This is a genomic window from Pseudomonas entomophila (assembly GCF_029478665.1).
Classification (GTDB): domain Bacteria; phylum Pseudomonadota; class Gammaproteobacteria; order Pseudomonadales; family Pseudomonadaceae; genus Aquipseudomonas; species Aquipseudomonas entomophila_F.
Genome location: NZ_JARPQB010000011.1, coordinates 98,330 through 115,789, shown reverse-complemented (window position 1 = coordinate 115,789; position 17,460 = coordinate 98,330). Strand labels below are relative to the sequence as shown.

General features: G+C 63.0%; 17 protein-coding genes and 1 pseudogene. 8 read left to right on the top strand and 10 right to left on the bottom strand.

Annotated elements, in window-relative coordinates:
* Positions 1-32 precede the first annotated feature (32 nt).
* From P5705_RS07790 to P5705_RS07780, 3 genes are all read left to right on the top strand, one after another.
* Positions 33-992, top strand: a complete 960-nt coding sequence (locus P5705_RS07790) for a hypothetical protein (RefSeq protein ID WP_277460266.1) — start codon at positions 33-35, stop codon at positions 990-992.
* Positions 993-1,056: 64 nt separating this feature from the next.
* Positions 1,057-3,645 (top strand): hypothetical protein, encoded by a 2,589-nt coding sequence (locus tag P5705_RS07785; RefSeq protein ID WP_277460265.1) that lies wholly within the window; start codon positions 1,057-1,059, stop codon positions 3,643-3,645.
* Positions 3,642-6,089, top strand: a complete 2,448-nt coding sequence (locus P5705_RS07780) for an RHS repeat-associated core domain-containing protein (RefSeq protein WP_277460263.1) — start codon at positions 3,642-3,644, stop codon at positions 6,087-6,089. Before P5705_RS07785 ends, P5705_RS07780 begins: the two co-directional genes overlap by 4 nt.
* A 17-nt stretch (positions 6,090-6,106) precedes the next feature.
* Here P5705_RS07780 and P5705_RS07775 read toward each other — a convergent pair whose 3' ends face one another.
* From P5705_RS07775 to P5705_RS07745, 7 genes are all read right to left on the bottom strand, one after another.
* A complete protein-coding gene (locus tag P5705_RS07775; RefSeq protein WP_277460261.1) occupies positions 6,107-6,697 on the bottom strand; it encodes a GNAT family acetyltransferase in 591 nt (196 codons plus the stop codon).
* A gap of 147 nt (positions 6,698-6,844) precedes the next feature.
* On the bottom strand, positions 6,845-7,423 hold the full coding sequence (locus P5705_RS07770) for a DJ-1/PfpI family protein (protein WP_277460260.1): 579 nt from the start codon (positions 7,421-7,423) through the stop codon (positions 6,845-6,847).
* Between the two features lie 81 nt (positions 7,424-7,504).
* Positions 7,505-8,662, bottom strand: a complete 1,158-nt coding sequence (locus tag P5705_RS07765) for a phospholipase D-like domain-containing protein (protein WP_277460259.1) — start codon at positions 8,660-8,662, stop codon at positions 7,505-7,507.
* Between the two features lies 1 nt (position 8,663).
* Positions 8,664-9,245 carry a YceI family protein gene (locus P5705_RS07760; RefSeq protein ID WP_277460258.1) on the bottom strand — a complete coding sequence of 194 codons (582 nt, stop codon included), beginning with the start codon at positions 9,243-9,245 and terminating at the stop codon, positions 8,664-8,666.
* A 44-nt stretch (positions 9,246-9,289) separates the two neighbouring features.
* Positions 9,290-9,586 (bottom strand): amidase, encoded by a 297-nt coding sequence (locus tag P5705_RS07755; protein ID WP_277460257.1) that lies wholly within the window; start codon positions 9,584-9,586, stop codon positions 9,290-9,292.
* The gene (locus P5705_RS07750; RefSeq protein WP_277460256.1) at positions 9,583-10,659 is read right to left on the bottom strand and encodes a serine hydrolase domain-containing protein; all 1,077 of its coding nucleotides are present in this window, start codon (positions 10,657-10,659) and stop codon (positions 9,583-9,585) included. The genes P5705_RS07755 and P5705_RS07750 overlap by 4 nt, the downstream gene beginning before the upstream one ends.
* 147 nt (positions 10,660-10,806) lie before the next feature.
* Positions 10,807-11,694: an acyl-CoA dehydrogenase gene (locus P5705_RS07745; RefSeq protein WP_277460255.1), complete on the bottom strand. Its 888-nt coding sequence runs from the start codon at positions 11,692-11,694 to the stop codon at positions 10,807-10,809.
* Positions 11,695-11,838: 144 nt separating this feature from the next.
* On the opposite strand from P5705_RS07745, the gene olsB reads away from it, so the two are divergent.
* The 5 genes and pseudogenes from olsB to P5705_RS07720 all read left to right on the top strand — a co-directional run bounded on the left by olsB (position 11,839) and on the right by P5705_RS07720 (position 15,727).
* Complete coding sequence (gene olsB / locus P5705_RS07740) at positions 11,839-12,594, top strand: L-ornithine N(alpha)-acyltransferase (RefSeq protein WP_277460253.1); 756 nt, start codon at positions 11,839-11,841, stop codon at positions 12,592-12,594.
* On the top strand, positions 12,594-13,376 hold the full coding sequence (locus P5705_RS07735) for a lysophospholipid acyltransferase family protein (protein ID WP_277460252.1): 783 nt from the start codon (positions 12,594-12,596) through the stop codon (positions 13,374-13,376). Before olsB ends, P5705_RS07735 begins: the two co-directional genes overlap by 1 nt.
* Before the next feature lie 376 nt (positions 13,377-13,752).
* Positions 13,753-14,529: pseudogene (locus P5705_RS07730) on the top strand (RHS domain-containing protein); the annotation flags it as partial.
* Between the two features lie 202 nt (positions 14,530-14,731).
* A complete protein-coding gene (locus P5705_RS07725; RefSeq protein WP_277460250.1) occupies positions 14,732-15,166 on the top strand; it encodes an SMI1/KNR4 family protein in 435 nt (144 codons plus the stop codon).
* 285 nt (positions 15,167-15,451) lie between these two features.
* Entirely contained in the window at positions 15,452-15,727 is a 276-nt protein-coding gene (locus P5705_RS07720; RefSeq protein ID WP_277460249.1) for an Imm53 family immunity protein, read from the top strand.
* Positions 15,728-15,811: 84 nt separating this feature from the next.
* Here P5705_RS07720 and P5705_RS07715 read toward each other — a convergent pair whose 3' ends face one another.
* The 3 genes from P5705_RS07715 to P5705_RS07705 form a co-directional block, all read right to left on the bottom strand.
* Entirely contained in the window at positions 15,812-16,081 is a 270-nt protein-coding gene (locus tag P5705_RS07715) for a DUF3077 domain-containing protein (RefSeq protein WP_248918865.1), read from the bottom strand.
* Between the two features lie 124 nt (positions 16,082-16,205).
* Positions 16,206-16,448, bottom strand: coding sequence for a hypothetical protein (locus P5705_RS07710; RefSeq protein WP_277460248.1), 243 nt, complete (start codon positions 16,446-16,448; stop codon positions 16,206-16,208).
* Between the two features lie 374 nt (positions 16,449-16,822).
* Entirely contained in the window at positions 16,823-17,416 is a 594-nt protein-coding gene (locus tag P5705_RS07705) for an ACP phosphodiesterase (protein WP_277460247.1), read from the bottom strand.
* Positions 17,417-17,460: the final 44 nt, after the last annotated feature.

The window sequence follows — 17,460 nt, the reverse complement described above, 5'->3', positions numbered from 1 at the left end:
ATGAGGCCCTTCTCCCACGACAGGAAGCCCTCATGAACCACACGCAACAGGCCAATCAATGGCTCAGCCGCTTCGAAGTCGCCATCACCTCCAACGCCAACCGTGTCTATGCCAATGGTCGTCAGCAAGTCGAGGTCACCCTGAGTATCGAACCGCGCAAAGGCCAGGAGATCACCGCAGAACAGCTTGCCACCCTGCAGCTTGTCGTCCTCGATGACGACGGCATCCCACGCGACTTGCAAGGCGATCTTCAGGTCAGCGACCAGCGTGATCCACGCTTCGTCTACCATGCCGCCTCCGGTACGGCGCCAAGCGCCCTGCTGCAGTCGACCCCGCGAACCCTCCGGCGCCGCTTCTATGTCAGCTCCACCCTCGCCGGCGGCACGTTGAGCACCCTGTATGCCGGCATCTGGAAAGACCCCGAGACGCATTTCGAAACCACGCGCGCGCCCTTCCAGTCCTCCGTGATCATCGAATCCATTGCAGCGCCCGAGCCGCATATTTCAATGTTCAATCTGGAACTGGAGAAGACCAGCGAAACCTACCACGTAGAAGGTGCTCACGATGATGAGTTCGAGTACCAGATAGGCCACTTCGGCTGCAGCGACCCGCGCAACAGCATCGTTGAGAGCCGCGCCCATGCCACCCCCTCCGGCGAAGCGTTCTACTGGCGCCATAACTGGGAGCATGTGCTGATTTCGTTTACCGGCACCAATGACTACAGCCAGCATTGCCACGTGAAAGCCTATGGCGTGAACGAAACGGTTGAGCTCGACACGGGAGAGGCGCAACCGCTCTTCACCAACCGGCCCAACCATATGACCCTGAGCCTCTACCACCAGCGCTTCTACCGCCGCCATTACAGTGATCGGGCAGAACACGCCAGTCGATGGACCGTGCTGGACAAGCACGGCAATGCCTACGGCGTCGAATTTGTCGCCACCGAGTCAGGTCGCAGCGCCAAGTACCGTCTCATCCAGCCCCAAGCCTGAGATCAAGCTTCAGAGCCTCGCAATGAGGCTCTATTCCATCCTTCGTGTTTCTGAGACGCTCACCATGTCAAGCCTGCATACCCAGGCCAGTAATTTCCTGGACTTTATGAAAACCGGCGTGGACAACCGTACGGGTCAGTTCACCCTGGCGCTCGCCCTGCCACTCCCCCCAGCCAACCAGCTCCGTGGTCCCGCCCTGTCGGTCACCCTGGCCTTCAGCCTCCTGGCCTCCCGTGCCAACAGAGGTTACGGAATGGGCTGGACCCTGGGCCTGTCCGAACTGGACCAGCACAGACTCAGGCTCGCTTCCGGCGAACAGTACGCCATCGACCAGGAGGCCTCCACTTTCCTCCCCGGTACACCTTTGACCTTTATTGACCAGAAACTCAAGACACTGCGAGTCACCCCGCTGGCCGACGGTGATTTTCGAGTGGACAAGAAGTCCGGCGAACGTGAAATCCTGCGTGAGCAAGAAGCCACTGGCCGCTATCTGGTCGAGGAAATGCATTCCCCAGAAGGTAATCGACTGTTTATCGACTGGGCACCCTACGGCAATGACGGCTACTCCATTCTCCAGTGCATCCGCGATGAACAGCGCGATCTGCTGAGCGTGGAGCAGTTGGAAGATGAAATAGCGCTTACCATCAACCCGCACACCATCCAGGCGGCGGTGTTGCGCTTGGTGCTGAGCAATGAGCGATTGGTCGAGGTCCATCTGCCCAATGTTGACTCCCCAATCAGCATCGAATACGACACAGCGCCCCTGGCAGATGGCTCGCAGCTGTTATTGCCCTGTGAAGTGCACAGCCCGCTAGGTGCGCATGACACCATCACCTGGGCGACCGGTCGCCATGGGCACCAGCTGCCGTCCGATGCACCGTTCCCTTATTTGCCGCGGGTGCTGTCATGGAGCCACGGCACCGGCACGCCGGGTAACGAGCGGATACATCACTACCAATGGCTCGGTACGACCAATTACCTGGGTTTTGGCAGCCAGCAGGCCCTCTCCTGGCAAACAGGGCGGGACAACCTGTACCAGGTAGAGCGCGAGTATCAGTACCAGTGCATCGAAACGCTTGCCGATGCCAAAGGGCATGACCTGGGCAGTATCGAACGGGTATGGGACCGTTTTCACCTGCTGGTCAGTGAAACGACCCGCCTGGGCAACCACGAAACCCGCAAGAACACCCGCTATGGCATCGATCCCAAGCTGACCTGGGAACAGCAACCCCCCTGCTGCCAGCTAGCTCACGAGGTCTCGACCACCTGGACCGACCATGCCCACACTGGTGCCAGCCGCACGGAAACCACCCTCTACCGTTATGACGACTTCGGCAATATCACCTGTGTGAACTACCCGAGCGGTATCGAGGAAGTCACCCTGTACTATCCGGCCGAGGGTGCCGAAGGCTGCCCGCAGGACCCACTGGGCATGATCCGCTCGATCAAGAAGAAAATCACCCGGCCTGCCGCTGCCCCTGGCAACGCACCGACCCTGAGCACCGCCTACACCTACGAACTGCTCCCCTCGCTGATCGAGGGCGCGCCTGCGCATATCCTGGTTGCCAGTGAATGCTTGCTGGACGAGCAGCGTGATCGCGTTCTGGAGCAGACCCGCCTGTCTTATATCAAGACACCTGGCGTCGCTTACGGCCGCGAAGCCCTGAGCACCACCGAGCTCAACGGCAAAGCCACCACCACCTGCTATCAGTACAGGGTCAGCAACGGCGAACTGATCAGTACCACCACGATCACCGGCTTCGAGAACGACGAAGAAAATTGTGTCAGCGACAGCCGCGCGCAGTCTCTACTAAGCGGCCAGTCTACCTGGGTGCGTGACCGCGCCGGCGTCCGCACCTGCCACGATTACGACGCCCTGGGCCGCATCATCCGCACCGTCAACGCTGCCGGCAGCCCTTACCAGACGGAGCAAACCGCCCGCTACCACCTGGACGACACCCTGGCGCGCACGGTCCGCGCCAACCCTCAGGACAATCCGGTCATGGTCGAACAGACCGACGCCACCGGGTGCCGCCAGCGACAGTGGCTCGATGGTGACGGCCGCATCGTACGACAGGAACGTGAGGACCTCGATCATGCTCCTGGGACCTTCCGTGCAGTCATGCACACGGTCTACGACGCCCTTGGTCGCCCGGTCAGCCAGACCCGACAGGATTGGCTTGGAACAGGCAACAGAACGGTGCTCAGCCTGACCAGCACGACGACTTACGATAACTGGGGCCACCCCGTGCTCAGCACCAGCCCCGAGGGCATCAGCAACCATCAGCATAACGACCCAATCGCCCTGCGCAGCGAGCAATGGCAATCAGCCGGTACCTTGACCGGGCCAAAGCTCGTGGTAATACGCGATACCGCGGGTGCCCCCATCGAACAGCAACACTTGACGGCAGACGGCAAACTGATCCGCAGCCACAAGCAGGTGCGTGATGGCCTGGGCAGGGTCATCGAGGAGCGCATCGAGGCCACGGGTACCCCCTCCATCATCACCCTCACCGACTACGACCACTACGGGCGCGTCACTCAGAACACCCAGGCCGATGGCACCCGTCTGTCCTGGACATTCGCCGCCCACAGCGATGCCGAGCACATCGAGTCCATCACCGTCACCCCAGCAAAGGAGCACCAGCCATGACCGCCGAATTGATCGAAATGGGTCGCCAGACCTATGATGGCCTTGGGCGTCAGCGCTCCGTCAGCGTGGCCGGGCGCACCACCCGCTATCACTACCAACCGGGCCAATTGCCACCCACCGCCAATACCTTGGCCGACGGCAAACGCGTGACGTACAACTACGAACCCCAACTGGGCAATGCCCTGCTCGCCATCGAGGTCGAGGGCAAAGCCAGCGAACGCCTGAACTACCACAAACGATTCTGCCGACCAATCCAGGCCATTGGCACACGCGATAAACAACAATGGCACTTCGCCCCATCCGGCCAACTGCAACAGGACAGCTGGACGGTGGACGGCCAGACCCACAGCACCAGCTGGCATCATTCGCTGCTTGGGGAGCCATTGGATTTCACCGATGCCGCAGGCGTGAAGCATCAGCGCACGCATGATGAGTTCGGGCGAGTCTGGCGTATCCAGGCCGGCGAAGTGCGTACCACATTCGCCTACGATGCCTTGTCACGCCCCTCGAACATCACGACCCAGGATCTGGTCAGCGGCAAGACCCTGAGCAAACACTTGGAGTACGACGGCCTGGGTCGCGAGACCCGCTGCACCTTCAGCGTCAGCGAAGCGGGACAGATGCATACGTTTGTCCAGACCCAGGTTTACTCCAACCTGGATCAACTGGTTTCACGCACCTGGGAGGAAACCGGCAAGAAGGCACAGGAACACTTCGCCTACGATCTGCGCGGTCGCCTGGTGCATTACACCGCCAATACTGACGCCGCCGCGCAGGATCCCTTCGGCAACGCCGTCGTCGAGCAGCGGTTTGCCTTCAACACCGTCGATGGATTGTGCGAAGTGCTCAGCACTTTCGCCGACGGTAGCGCTGACTCCGCCACCTTCCGCTACGCCGAAAGCGACCCGACGCAAATCATCGCGATCAATCACACCCACCCCAGTTGGCCAGCCGAGATCACACTCACCTACGACGCCTGCGGCCGCGTGATCAGCGATAGCCTCGGTCGCCAATTGACCTGGAACAGCCAGGATCGCCTGGCCAGCGTCAGCTACCGGGGAAGCACCTGTCACTATCACTACAGCCCCAGCGGTCAGCTGTGCGACCGGGTAGTCGACGACACCCTGATCCGCAGTTTTTACAGCGGTTCGCAACTGACCCATGAACGACAACAGGGTGAACGTCTGGAACTTGTCGGTGATGGCACCACCCTGTTCGCCGTGAACCGGATAACAAACGGGGTGCGCCAAAGCACCCTGCTCGGTTGCGATGGCCAGGGAAGTGTCCGCCTCGAGGCCGGCAGCCACTTGCGCAGCCGTCGTTACGGCAGCTATGGCACCGAACCTGGACAGGCTGGACAGACGCGTTTTGGCTATTGCGGCGAGCGGCACGAGCCACTGACCGGGTGGATCATCCCGGCGGGGTATCGACCCTACGATCCATTGCTGATGTGCTTCCTTGCACCTGACAGCGAGAGCCCCTTTGGCCGCGGCGGTATCAACCCCTACGCATATTGCGCAGGTGACCCGATCAACCGCTGCGACCCAGATGGCCACAGCTGGCAGAGCTGGGTGCTGACCGGCGCCGGTCTTGCCATCGGCCTGATCGCCACCGTTGCCAGCCTGGGGACCGCCTTGCCCGCCCTGTTGGCTGCCGGCGGGCTCAGTGCCAGCGCAGCAATGGCAGTCGCCACGGCCGCATTGAACACGCTTTCACTCGCGACAGGTGTGGCGGCCATGGCCATGCAAGCCAGTGACAAGGATGAAAATGCCGCCAGCATTCTAGGCTGGATTTCCATCGGCACAGGTGCCGCGAGCATGGTAACCGGCGCGTTGCTTGGCGCGGGAGCATCACGACTGAGCGGCAACAGCCTGCGTTTACCAGGTCGGGCGCGCAGGATAGCCGACGCAGGCAGGCGCAATGCCACCCGTTCATCGCCGCAAAGTGCCCCTGTGCGCTCGGCGGGCAAAAGCGAAGTGCTGTATGAACAGTGGGTAAAGGGCCGCCCCACTCACGACGTGGTCTGGCACGAGCGCTTCCTGGGCCGCTACAGGGCACTGGAGACCCATGGTGCGAGCAATGGACAGCTGATGAACGCCCGAGGAAAGATGGTCGATCCGGTAAGGTTGGCAGTCAAGGAAATCGCTCCACGACTGCAGGGAGTGGACCCGGCGGAGCCGTTGTTCCTGGTCGCCTGCGAGGGGGGGTCAAGCGGGGCGGCACAAAGACTCGCCGATATCCTGCGGCGCCCGGTTTACGGCTATGACAAGGTAATTGCTGTGTACGACCTGAAACCTTCGCAAACCTTCGCCCATTCGAATGTCTGGACCACCGCCCCCACACAGAGAATCCCGTTCATGCGCCGTCTCATGGGCGAACGAAGCGCCTTTTCCGATCACCCGGAATATGAGCATGCGACGGGACGGTTCTATCATCCCGGCTGAAGCGCTGAAACCATTGTTCACACCGGTAGCGCCTTGAGCCAGAACGACATGATCTTGGCCGATTGCGCCTGTTCGTCGAGATCCCGCCAACGATAGGCCGTACGCAACGACGGCTCATGCAGAAAGCCGCGATTGCGCCAGAAACCCTGCAATGGCTTGTAGTCCACCGGACGCCGCGGGTGTCCGGAAGGACGCTCCACCGCACAGAACGCGCAGCAGTCGAACTCGGCCAGCTTGTGCGCATAGGATTCGCGCTCGATGAAAAAGCGCACGCCGAGCCCCTGTCCACGATAGGCCGGCAGCAGTATCGACTCGCCGAAGTAGTAGACCGAAGCCGGGTCACGCCCCTGGGCAAGGAACGGTTGCTGCAACTCGGGATCGACATCCACCAGCGGCAGGCCGGTGGCGGCGCCCACCACCTGGTTGCCGTCCAGCGCCAGTACCACCAGGCTGCGCCCGGACTCGGCGTAGCTGGCCAGGTAATCGGCCTGGTGATTCAGGGAGCTGTCCAGCAGGTAGGGAAACTCGCGAAACAGCGTCAGCCGCAGACGCGCGAGGTCATCGATGTACGGCGCGATGGCGGCGCCATGGAGCAAGCGGATTTCCATGCGGGGCGGTCATCCTGTCGATGGCTATGACTGAGGTCCACCCTAGCACCCACCCTGCCCTGCGGCCTTTCCCCTGCGCGACAGGTATTTCTCCATCACCGCAATCATTGCGCCCGGAACGGGGAGGTCAGCACCTCCCCTTCGCGATTACCGAGGAATCTTCCCCAGCACCTTCAGAAATGCAGCCAACCATGCGGGATGCGCAGGCCAGGCCGGCGCGGTGACCAGGTTGCCATCCACATGGGCCTGATCCACGGCGATATCGATGAAACGCCCGCCCGCCAGGCGCACCTCCGGAGCACAGGCGGGGTAAGCGCTGCACTCACGTCCTTCCAGCACCCCGGCCGCGGCCAGCAACTGAGCGCCATGGCAGACCGCCGCGATCGGCTTGTCCGCCTTGTCGAACGCCCGGACCAACGTCAGCACTCGCTCGTCCAGACGCAGGTACTCCGGTGCCCGTCCACCCGGGATCAGCAACGCGTCGTAACTTTCAGCCCGCACCTGGACAAAATCGAAGTTCAGGGCAAAGTTGTGGCCAGGCTTCTCGCTGTAAGTCTGCTCGCCCTCGAAATCGTGGATCGCGGTGCGCACGGTCTGCCCCGCAACTTTCTCCGGGCACACCGCATGCACGGTGTGGCCGACCATGCGCAGGGCCTGGAACGGCACCATCACCTCGTAGTCCTCGACGTAATCACCCACCAGCATGAGAATCTTCTTCGCTGTCATTGCATCCATTCCTTCCGTTGCACGGGAACAATCCCAGCACGATAGACCGCTTTACCGACAAGCGATATACGCCGCAAGTAGCTAGTCGCGCCGGTCCAGCCAGTTGGCCACCACCCGGTCGAGCCAGCCCCACAGGCGTTGCTGGATGCGGCGCCACAAAGGCCGGGCATGCCAGCGCGCCAGGTCGACCTCCTGGCTGAGCGCGAAGTCCCGTTCGAAGCTCGCTGTCACGGCGTGGGTCAGCGAGGGGTCGAGCGCTTCGACGTTGGCTTCGAGGTTGAAGCGCAGGTTCCAGTGATCGAAGTTGCACGAACCGATACTCACCCAGTCATCCACCACCGCCATCTTCAGGTGCAGAAAGCACGGTTGATACTCGAAGATCCGCACGCCGGCACGCAGCAGGCGCGGGTAGTAACGATGGCCGGCATAGCGCACGGCCGGGTGGTCGGTGCGCGGCCCCGTGAGCAGCAGGCGCACATCGATACCCTTCTGCGCGGCACGGCGCAGGGACCGGCGCACACTGAAGGTGGGGAGGAAATACGGGGTGGCCAGCCAGATGCGCCGCTGGCCGCTGTTCAGCGCGCGTACCAGGGCGTGCAGGATATCCTTGTGCTGGCGCGCATCGGCATAGGCCACCCGGCCCATGCCCTGGCCCTGCGCCGGCACCTGGGGCAGGCGCGGCAGGCCGAAGCCTTCCGGCGGGCGCCAGGCGGTGCGGCGCTGGTTGGCGTGCCACTGGCGGTCGAACAGCAGTTGCCAGTCGGTGACCACCGGCCCTTCCATGCGCACCATCACTTCGTGCCAGTCGCTGGTGGCCTCGCCCGGCGTCCAGAATTCGTCGGTGACACCGGTGCCACCCACCGCCGCCCAGCGCTCGTCCACCAACAGCAACTTGCGATGATCCCGGTACAGGTTGCGCAGCCCCCGGCGCCAGCGCAGGCGGTTGTACCAGCGCAGGTACACGCCCGCTGCCAGCAAGCGCTCGCGCAGTGCGTTGGGAAATGCCAGGGAACCGTAGTCGTCGAACAGGCAACGTACTCGCACGCCTCGCCGCGCCGCTTGCTCCAGGGCCTCGACCACCGCCTCGGCACAGGCCCCGCCCTCGACCAGGTACAACTCCAGGTCGACCTGGAATTCAGCGCGGGTGATCGCCAGGAGCATGCGCGGAAAGAACTCGGGGCCGTCGACCAGCAGCTCGAACTGATTGCCATCCCGCCAGGGGAAGACCGGCCCCGGCATGTCAGCGGGCGGTGAAGATCAGCACCGCGCTCACCGGCACCGACGGGTTGATCGACTTGAGCCCGGCCAGCTTGCGCAGGTTTTCCAGGCCCGGCAGCAGCCCGAAATCGGCGGCGCGCAGGACCAGCGGCTCCAGCGTCACCACCTGGAAACGGCGCTCATCCAGGCGGGTGGCCAGCAGCAGGGTGTTGTAGTCGTGGGTCTGGCCGTGCAGGGTGACGCTCACCGGCAGGCGCAATTCCAGCTGGGCGCCGTTGGCCAGGTCGTTGATCGGGCGCAGGTCGATCTGCGCCTGCACCTTGCCTTCGGCGAAGCGCTCGACCTCGAACAGGCCGTCGCGCATGCGCTCGTCCCGCAGCGGGATACCGCTGCTGATCGAGTCCATCTCGATGCTCACTTCTGCGCCGCCCTTGCGGTCGACCTTGCCGTGCAGCACCAGGAAGCGGTTCACCTCAGCGATATTGCCGTTCTTGCCGGTGACAAAAGAGAGCCGCGAGGACTCGCCATCCAAGTGCCAGTTGGCTTGGGCGGGCAGGCACAGGGCAAGCAGCAGTGCGGGCAGCAGACGGGACGCGTTGAACATGTGAAATCCTGTGAATCAAGGCCGTCAACCTTACCCGCCCGGTTTCACGGCAGCAAGCGGCAACCCTCGCGCGCGCCCTGCCAGGCCGCCTGGTTGCGCCGGCCCAGGCCCTCGGCGGCCACCTGGCGATGGGCGGCGTCCTCCTCGAGCAGGCTGAGCGCCAGGTACTGCTTCACATAGCCTCGGCAATACGATTGCTCGAAGCCCATGACGAAGCGGCAGGAACAGTACTCTTTCGCAGAGTAGGCCGAGAGGATGCCAGGAAAGTCCATCAGCGCCTGGCGCTCGTACCAGCCCCAGCCCAGCAGCGCGAGCAGCAGCACCAGCAAGGCCTTCTTCATGCCCCCTCCCCGGCCACCGCAGCCAGCACCCGCTTGAGCAGTTCGTTATGGCTGAAGCTGCCATCGCGGTCATCGGCGTAACGCACGATCACCAGCTTCTGTGTCGGCAGCACATACAGTGCCTGGCCCCAATGGCCGAGGGCGGCGAAGGTATCGACCGGTACCTCCGGCCAAGGCGCAGGGTTGCCAGGCAACGGCTGGTTCAACCACCAGTGGCCCCCAGGATTGGCCTCGCCGGGGTGCGGCTCAGCCTGTGTGAACAGGGTTCGGTTGAACGCCACCCAGCCCTCCGGCAATAAACGGTGCTCGCCCCAGCGCCCGTCGCGCTGCATCAACAAACCGATGCGCGCCAAGTCACGGGCGCTCAGGTAAAGGTAGGAAGAGCCGACGTAGGTGCCAGCCCCATCGCGCTCCCACACAGCGCTGGTGATGCCCAGCGGCGTGAACAGGGCTTGCCAGGGGTAGTCGGCATAACGACCCGCTTCGAGCGTGCCGCGCAGGGTGGCGGCCAGCAGGTTGGAGTCACCGCTGGAATAGCGGAAACGCTTGCCTGGCAGGCTGTCGGCGGGCATCGCTGCGGTATAGCCCGCCATGTCGCCACGGCCTCGGGTGTAGAGCATGGCCACGACCGACGACTTCAGCGGCGCGTATTCATAGTCTTCCTGCCAGGCCAGGCCGCTGGCCCAGTGCAGCAGGTCGGCGATGCGCAGCCCGGGGTGTGACTGCAAGGCCGGATAGTAGCGGGCCGCAGGGTCGTCGAGGTGGAAGCGTCCTTCGCCATAGGCCACGCCCATGAGCGTGGCCAGCACGCTCTTGCTCACCGACCAGGTCAGGTGCGGGGTGTCGGCGCTGGTCGGCGCCGCGTAACGCTCATGGAGGATACGGCCATCGCGGATGATCAGCAGCGCGTCAGTGCGAATGCCGCCACGTGCTGTATCGCGTGACGCGAAAGCGTAGGTGTCGACGGCCTGCCAGTCGAGGTTTGCATCGTCGACCGGCCACTGTGCCGCGGGCCAGTCTTCGGCCAATGCAGGACCGGCAGCTATCGCCAGGGCAAACAACAGTGCCTTCATGGGGGAGCGCCTGCAGGGGGCTGCTTTGCAGCCCATCGCGGCTGAAGCCGCTCCTACAGGTTTTGCGCGGCCCCTGTAGGAGCGGCTTCAGCCGCGATGGGCCGCACAGCGGCCCTGGTTCAAAGGATCCCCCAGCGTCTCAGCCTTTCATGACAATCCTGCGGCAGTCCAGGCCTTGGCCAGGCGCTTGTCACGGGCGGCGGCGGCCAACGCCAGCACACCCTGGTCGCGCTGCCACAGCTGCGCCCAGTGCCCGGGGCCTGCGGCCAGGGCCTTGTCGATTTCGCCGCGCAGGCTCTGAAACTGAGCGAACAATCCACCCAGCAACAGATGACAGGCAACGCTGTCGGGGCATTGCCGACTGCCCTCGGCACAGCCGGCTAGCAGGCCCACCAGGCGCAGGCGCAGATCCTGCGGCCACGCACATTCCTGCGCGACGCCATGCAACCAGCCCACCAGGGCAGCGAGCACATAGAGGTCCTCAAGCGACCGGAAGGGTTTGACATAGGCATCCCAGCCATCGCCGGCCAGCAGTTCACACGCCGCGTCCTCGAGCAACAACCGACCGTGACCGACCTCTGGCATCAGCGGTAGCGTCGGCAAGGCTTCAAGTGTGACGCCGTGCTCCCCCGGATAGACCACCGCCAGCTGCAGCCTCGGCGCCTCGCCCTGACCTTCATTGCGCGCCGCCACCAGCAACCATTCAGCTTCAAGGCCGGCAGTGACGAAATCCTTGCTGCCGGTCAGGCGCAGCCCGTCGAGCCGTGTATGCATGTCGGCCGGGCGCACGCTGCGCCGCTCGGTGGCGCACAGCGCGCCCAGGCTGGCCGGCGCGCTGGGCCAGAGCACCCGCAGCGCGGCCTGGTAGCCGAGCAGGAAGGCCAGCCCCGGGGTGGCCATCGCGCGCCCGCCGAGCACCGCCAGTTCGAACGGGGCGACCGCGCCAAGGCGTTCGAGCACGGCCGTGTAGGTTTCGCCCAACGTCGTTGCCAAGGGCAGGCGCAGGGGGTCATTGAGTCGTTGCAACCAGGCCATCGGGCGCTCCTTGTGGGCTGGCGGAGGGGGTGTCACGCAAGCATCACCAAAGATTCACAGGGGTGACACCACGCGTACCTAGGCTGACTTTGCACAACAAAGCCGACCGGCCGCAACCCTTTGGCTGGCTTATGGAGACTCGCAATGACTCGGATCGCTCGCCCTGGCGACAACAGCACTGAACGCCGTCTGCAAGCCGAACGCCTGGTCGGCGCCGCGGCCCTGCAAGAAGCACAGGCCCTGCGCTTCAAGGTGTTCAGCGGCGAATTCAAGGCCAAGCTCAAGGGCGCCGAACACGGCCTGGACATGGACGACTATGACATCCACTGCCGCCACATCGGCGTGCGCGACCTGGCCACCGGCCAGTTGGTCGCCACCACCCGCCTGCTCGACCACCAGGCCGCCAGCAGCCTGGGGCGCTTCTACAGCGAAGAGGAGTTCAGCCTGCACGGCCTGCTGCAATTGCAAGGCCCGATCCTCGAACTGGGCCGCACCTGCGTCGACCCGGCCTACCGCAACGGCGGCACCATCGCCGTGCTCTGGGGGGAACTGGCCGAAGTGCTCAACGAAGGCCGCTACAGTTACCTGATGGGCTGCGCCAGCATCCCCATGCAGGACGGCGGCGTGCAGGCCCACGCGATCATGCAGCGCCTGCGCGAGCGCTACCTGTGCACCGAGCACCTGCGCGCCGAGCCGAAGAACCCGCTGCCGACCCTGGCCCTGCCGAACAACGTCATCGCCGAGATGCCGCCGCTGCTCAAGGCCTACATGCGCCTGGGCGCGAAGATCTGCGGCGAGCCGTGCTGGGATGAGGACTTCCAGGTCGCCGACGTGTTCATCCTGCTCAAGCGCGACGACCTCTGCCCGCGCTACGCCCGCCACTTCAAGGCGGCGGTCTGATGCGGCGGCTGCGGGCCAGTGCCCGCCTGCTGCGGCTGTGCCTGGTGCTGGTGCTGGGCCTGGCCATGGCCAGCGTCATCGCCCTGGGTGAGCGCCTGGGGCTGAACGCCTCCATCGAACGTCGTCAACGCTGGACCCGCCTGTTCATGGGGCGCCTGGTCGCCGCCCTGCCCTTCGAGGTGCGCGTGGTCGGCGCCCTGCCGCAACGGCCGATGCTGTGGGTGTGCAACCACGTGTCGTGGACCGACATCCCCCTGCTCGGCATGCTCACCCCGTTGTCGTTCCTGTCCAAGGCCGAGGTGCGCCACTGGCCGGTGGCCGGCTGGCTGGCCGAGAAAGCCGGGACGCTGTTCATCCGTCGCGGCGGTGGCGACGCCCAGCGCCTGCGCGAGCAGATCGCCGGCCAGCTGGGGCAGGCTCGCCCGCTGCTGATCTTCCCCGAAGGCACCACCACCGATGGCCGCAGCCTGCGCACCTTCCATGGCCGGCTGCTGGCCGGGGCCATCGACCAGGGCGCGCCGGTGCAGCCGGTGGCGATCCAGTACCTTCGCACGGGCGAGCCTGACCCGATCGCGCCGTTCATTGGCGAGGACGACCTGGTGTCGCACCTGATGCGCCTGTTCGGGCATGACCGGGGCGAGGTGGTGATCCACCTGATGCCGCCGATCAGCAGCGCGGGCATGGAGCGCGCGGCGCTGGCGTTCCAGGCGCAGCAGGCGATCCAGCTGGCGTTGTTCGGCGTCGAGGAAATCGAGCCCCGCCGCCAGGCCAAGGCCGCCTGAGCATCGGTCAAACCACTCGCCCCGTAGGAGCCAGCCTTGCTGGCGAAGGCCACACCGCGGTCCCGCGTCGGACCCGGTTCGCCAGCAAGGCTGGCTCCTACAGAGGTCGGCGCGTCCCCTGTAGGAGCGGCTTCAGCCGCGATAGGGCCGGCACCGCCACCCCCACCCCGCGCATTCCCACACCCACCTCAGGGTTTCCCCCATGGCCGAACCGCCCTCGCCTTAGTATCATTTCGCCCTCACGGACCACCCGGGACCCCGCGTCCCCCGCCTAGGAAGGCCCTTTCACGATGTCTGCCGCACCCGCCGATGCCGCGCTCACCACGCGCGAAATCCAGATCGCCATTGCCCCCCTCGACACCCTCCTCAGCGAAGTCCGCTGGAAGCCGATCCACGCCGCAACAAGCTGATGGATAACCTGCTGCGCGAGTACGCCGGCACTCACTACAAATACGACGAACGCGGCAACCTGATCCACCGCCTGCACAACGGTTCGCACGCCCACTTCACCTGGGACCTGTTCGACCGTCTGGCCAGCTACAACGACGACAAGCTCAAGGTCGACTACAGCTACGACGCCTTGGGCCGGCGCCTGCACAAGCATTCGGTGGCGCATTTCTGGGACCACCCGGAAGCCGGCACCGGCTGGAACCAGTTGCAACGGGCCAAGCGTCAACGCGAACTTGGCTGTGGCTTCACCCTGTTCGGTTGGGACGGTGACACCCTGGCCTGGGAAAGCTCACCGCCACGCGATGAAGGCGACACCGGGCGTACCGTGCATTACCTGTACGAGCCGGGCAGCTTCGTGCCGGTGGCCCAGGCTCTGCGCAAGAGCCCGATCCACCTGCACAAGCAACCGGATTGGAGCCAGCGCGAGTACGACTTCGACCAGGATCCGCTGTGGCATACCGAGGTGAAACCACAGGCGTTCGACGCGATTGCCTGGTACCACTGCGATCACCTCGGCACGCCGATGGAGCTCACCGACGAACAGGGCAATGTCGCTTGGGCCGGGCAGTACAAGGCCTGGGGCGAAGTCCGTGAGGAGCGCTCGGCGTGGGCCAAACAGCATGGCCTGGGCAACCCGATTCGCTTCCAGGGTCAGTACCACGACCATGAGACGGGGCTACATTACAACCGGCACCGGTACTACAGTCGGTCGGGCCACAGTTCGAGGTAACGACAAGCACACACAGAGCTGCAAAAGGTCGAGGCCGAGAAGCCTTGCACCCACACGGAAACAAGAAAAACCCAGAATTCCCTGTTGATCGTGATGCTTTTGACATTGACCGAAGGCAGTACTGGAAAGATCGTGCGGCAGAAGCAAACAAATCGAGAACTGGAGGCTGCAGCATATGATTCCACTGGAAGTTACAAAGTACTTAAGCGGCTACAAGGGCGATATCGCCAGAGCGGATCAAAATAGAGCAGCATCGGCACTTCAACGTCTGGGAGTGGCGACAGACTCTGAATTCGGACGCTTCTACCTTAAGTATCAAGGTAGTTTTATAAGCCCCCGACCTGCCGCCGAACTCCTTGACATTGAAGGCCCAGACATCCCTGCAATCCCAGATCAAACTGACTATGTCTGGGACAGGTACGAGATACCGACAAACTACCTCGCACTATCTTCCGACGAAAGTGAGGGAATGTACTTGTACGGAATAAACGACGGCGCCGTTTACGATCTCGACATCTCGCACCTTAATGAGTTCATTAATGGCGAACTACCTGCTCACTGGAAAAGCTTTAACGAGTTTTTAACCTGGTACTTCGAACCATCAGCTTAAACTTCCGACATTAGTTTCCCCGCGCCAGACCGGAACTCACCGGTAGCCACAGCGACTGTGGCTACCGCTTATGCGCGTCAACCATTAATAAAAAACACACAAACCATCATGAACTACTGCGATCTCACCACAATCGCAGCCTGAATCAGCAGAAAAATAAATCTGTCCCAAATTGTGCTCTAACGGTATGAGAACGGCCTCCAAGAAAACCGAAGTAGCAACAGCAGCTACAAGACAAGATGTGCGATTGGCTTGAGAACTCGCAAGACGGCAAGGACTTTGCAGATGGAAAAGCTGATCGAAAAACCACAAAGCTGGTACAGCAGTCAATACAATGATGTTTGGGAACATTCATTCGGCATTGAAATTTCCAACATTGACAACCCAGGCTGGAAAATCAAAATCACAGGCGCAAATAACAAAAGCAACCTAACTATCAACGTCGAAAGAAGCGACGCGGACTGGATAGTAATCAACGCAGACGACACAGCATTTCAAGCATATGGCGGCTCACTGAATCTACAAGAGCTTCTGGAGGCGGCTGTTAAATGGCTTGAGTGACTTTGCTTATCAGGACGGGCGACATCTGTCGCCCTGCGTAATTTTGTCTCGTACTGTCGGAGCTCGCGAATTTCAGTTCCTACCTCAGTGCCTCATACCCAGCTCCGCATCATCCATCAGCGCCTTGGCCAGCGCGCTCAGGTAATACGACGCCCAGAGCAGCTGAGGCTTCTCTTCCATGATCCCGGCAATGGTCAGGTCGCGCACGCAGCCCATCAGTTCCGAAGCCTGTTCCCGGGCGTGCTGGCAGGGGATGCCGGGTTCGATGCAGAACAGCGGGGCGGTCTGGCCTTCGCCTTGGTAGAACTTGGTTTTGCCTGCGGTGGTGTTGGGGGTGGTGTCGTCTGTGGTCATTGTTCAAATCTCCCTGAAGTTGTTGGGGCCTGGGCGGGCCCTTTCGCCAGCAAGGCTGGCTCCTACAGGTGGAGCGCAGCCCCGGTAGGAGCCGGCGTTGCCGGCGAACAGGGCCGGCAAGGGCTTAGTGCAGCGTCTGCGGCTGCGCCGGCATCTGCACCTGGATCAACGCCGATTCGAGCAACACGCGCAGCGATTCGACTTCGTGGATCGACGCCATCATCAGGATGGTGGCCGGTGACCTGGGTTGGGCGTGCACGGCCTGATGGGCCACGGTCAGCGCCCACAGGGCGTATTCGGTGGCCTGGATGAGGGTGTCTTCAAGGGAATGAGAGTGCTGGGGTGGATCAGGGACAATCTTAAGCATCGGTATTTTTCCTGAAGAAAGGGCCGACACCATTTGCTGTCAAACAATAGGGTGGCAGCTGTGCATGGGTTGACAGACCGGCAGGAAAAAACCAAAAAACCCGGCGCACACGAGGTGCCCCACACACAGCCGCCATAAGGCAAAAGCCATGAGGTTTTTTCTGAGCGGCCTGTCAAAGCCGATCACTGATTTCGCAGCGACCGCCCGAGACTAGGGGCCAATCCAGAACACCGCAATGGCTGAAAGGGGGTTGGGAGTATGTTTGGGAAATGGACTACACGAAAGGGGTTAAATCTGATTTTGGGCCCGGGGAGCAACTGCGAACAACCGCGGGATGGCACCGGCTTTGCCGGTGATCGCGGCTGAAGCCGCTCCTACAAGCTGGCCGGAGATTCGGAGCGCTTCGCCGCGGCGAACGCCTGCAATTGCGGATAGAACTCACGAAAGTCCGCCAGCAACGGCGTATACAACCGCTCCACCTCGCCCATCATCCCTGTCATCCCCTCCGGCCGCGACAGGCGCCGGGCGATGCCCTGGAACACCTGCTCCAGCATGGCGAAGTCGCCATAGGCCCCCAGCCAGTCATCCGCCGCCATGAACGGCGCGATCCGCGCCAGCCGGCCCGGCAGCTCCGGTTCGGCCAGCAGTACCTTGTAGAAGTCGCCGGTGAACTGTGCCAGCGGCTGTTCGGCATACTCGCCCCAATGCCGCGCCAGGCAATGGTCGAAGAACACGTCCAGCACGATCCCGGCAAAACGCCGCCGCTCCCGGGGGAAACGCGCCAGCGCCGCCAGCACCAGCGGATGGCTGTCGGTGTAGCTGTCGATTTGCCGGTGCAGCCGGATCGCCGCCTCCAGCACAGGAGGAAAACGCCCCTCCAGCGTGCCCTTGACGAAATCGCCATACAGGCTGCCAAGCAATTGTTGCGGCGCGTCGCCGCCAAGGTGCAGGTGTGCGAGGTAGTTCATGGCGGCAGTCTAGCACTCGCCCGGCTCCCATCGTCATGGTCCGA

Bases quoted from the DNA above. Each gene is read 5' to 3' on its own strand.
- P5705_RS07745 (WP_277460255.1), bottom strand. From the start codon at position 11,694: ATGGCCTGGTTGCAACGACTCAATGACCCCCTGCGCCTGCCCTTGGCA.
- P5705_RS07710 (WP_277460248.1), bottom strand. From the start codon at position 16,448: ATGCTTAAGATTGTCCCTGATCCACCCCAGCACTCTCATTCCCTTGAA.
- P5705_RS07720 (WP_277460249.1), top strand. From the start codon at position 15,452: ATGGAAAAGCTGATCGAAAAACCACAAAGCTGGTACAGCAGTCAATAC.
- P5705_RS07715 (WP_248918865.1), bottom strand. From the start codon at position 16,081: ATGACCACAGACGACACCACCCCCAACACCACCGCAGGCAAAACCAAG.
- P5705_RS07735 (WP_277460252.1), top strand. From the start codon at position 12,594: ATGCGGCGGCTGCGGGCCAGTGCCCGCCTGCTGCGGCTGTGCCTGGTG.
- olsB (WP_277460253.1), top strand. From the start codon at position 11,839: ATGACTCGGATCGCTCGCCCTGGCGACAACAGCACTGAACGCCGTCTG.
- P5705_RS07780 (WP_277460263.1), top strand. From the start codon at position 3,642: ATGACCGCCGAATTGATCGAAATGGGTCGCCAGACCTATGATGGCCTT.
- P5705_RS07785 (WP_277460265.1), top strand. From the start codon at position 1,057: ATGTCAAGCCTGCATACCCAGGCCAGTAATTTCCTGGACTTTATGAAA.
- P5705_RS07705 (WP_277460247.1), bottom strand. From the start codon at position 17,416: ATGAACTACCTCGCACACCTGCACCTTGGCGGCGACGCGCCGCAACAA.
- P5705_RS07765 (WP_277460259.1), bottom strand. From the start codon at position 8,662: ATGCCGGGGCCGGTCTTCCCCTGGCGGGATGGCAATCAGTTCGAGCTG.
- P5705_RS07770 (WP_277460260.1), bottom strand. From the start codon at position 7,423: ATGACAGCGAAGAAGATTCTCATGCTGGTGGGTGATTACGTCGAGGAC.
- P5705_RS07790 (WP_277460266.1), top strand. From the start codon at position 33: ATGAACCACACGCAACAGGCCAATCAATGGCTCAGCCGCTTCGAAGTC.
- P5705_RS07725 (WP_277460250.1), top strand. From the start codon at position 14,732: ATGATTCCACTGGAAGTTACAAAGTACTTAAGCGGCTACAAGGGCGAT.
- P5705_RS07755 (WP_277460257.1), bottom strand. From the start codon at position 9,586: ATGAAGAAGGCCTTGCTGGTGCTGCTGCTCGCGCTGCTGGGCTGGGGC.
- P5705_RS07750 (WP_277460256.1), bottom strand. From the start codon at position 10,659: ATGAAGGCACTGTTGTTTGCCCTGGCGATAGCTGCCGGTCCTGCATTG.
- P5705_RS07775 (WP_277460261.1), bottom strand. From the start codon at position 6,697: ATGGAAATCCGCTTGCTCCATGGCGCCGCCATCGCGCCGTACATCGAT.
- P5705_RS07760 (WP_277460258.1), bottom strand. From the start codon at position 9,245: ATGTTCAACGCGTCCCGTCTGCTGCCCGCACTGCTGCTTGCCCTGTGC.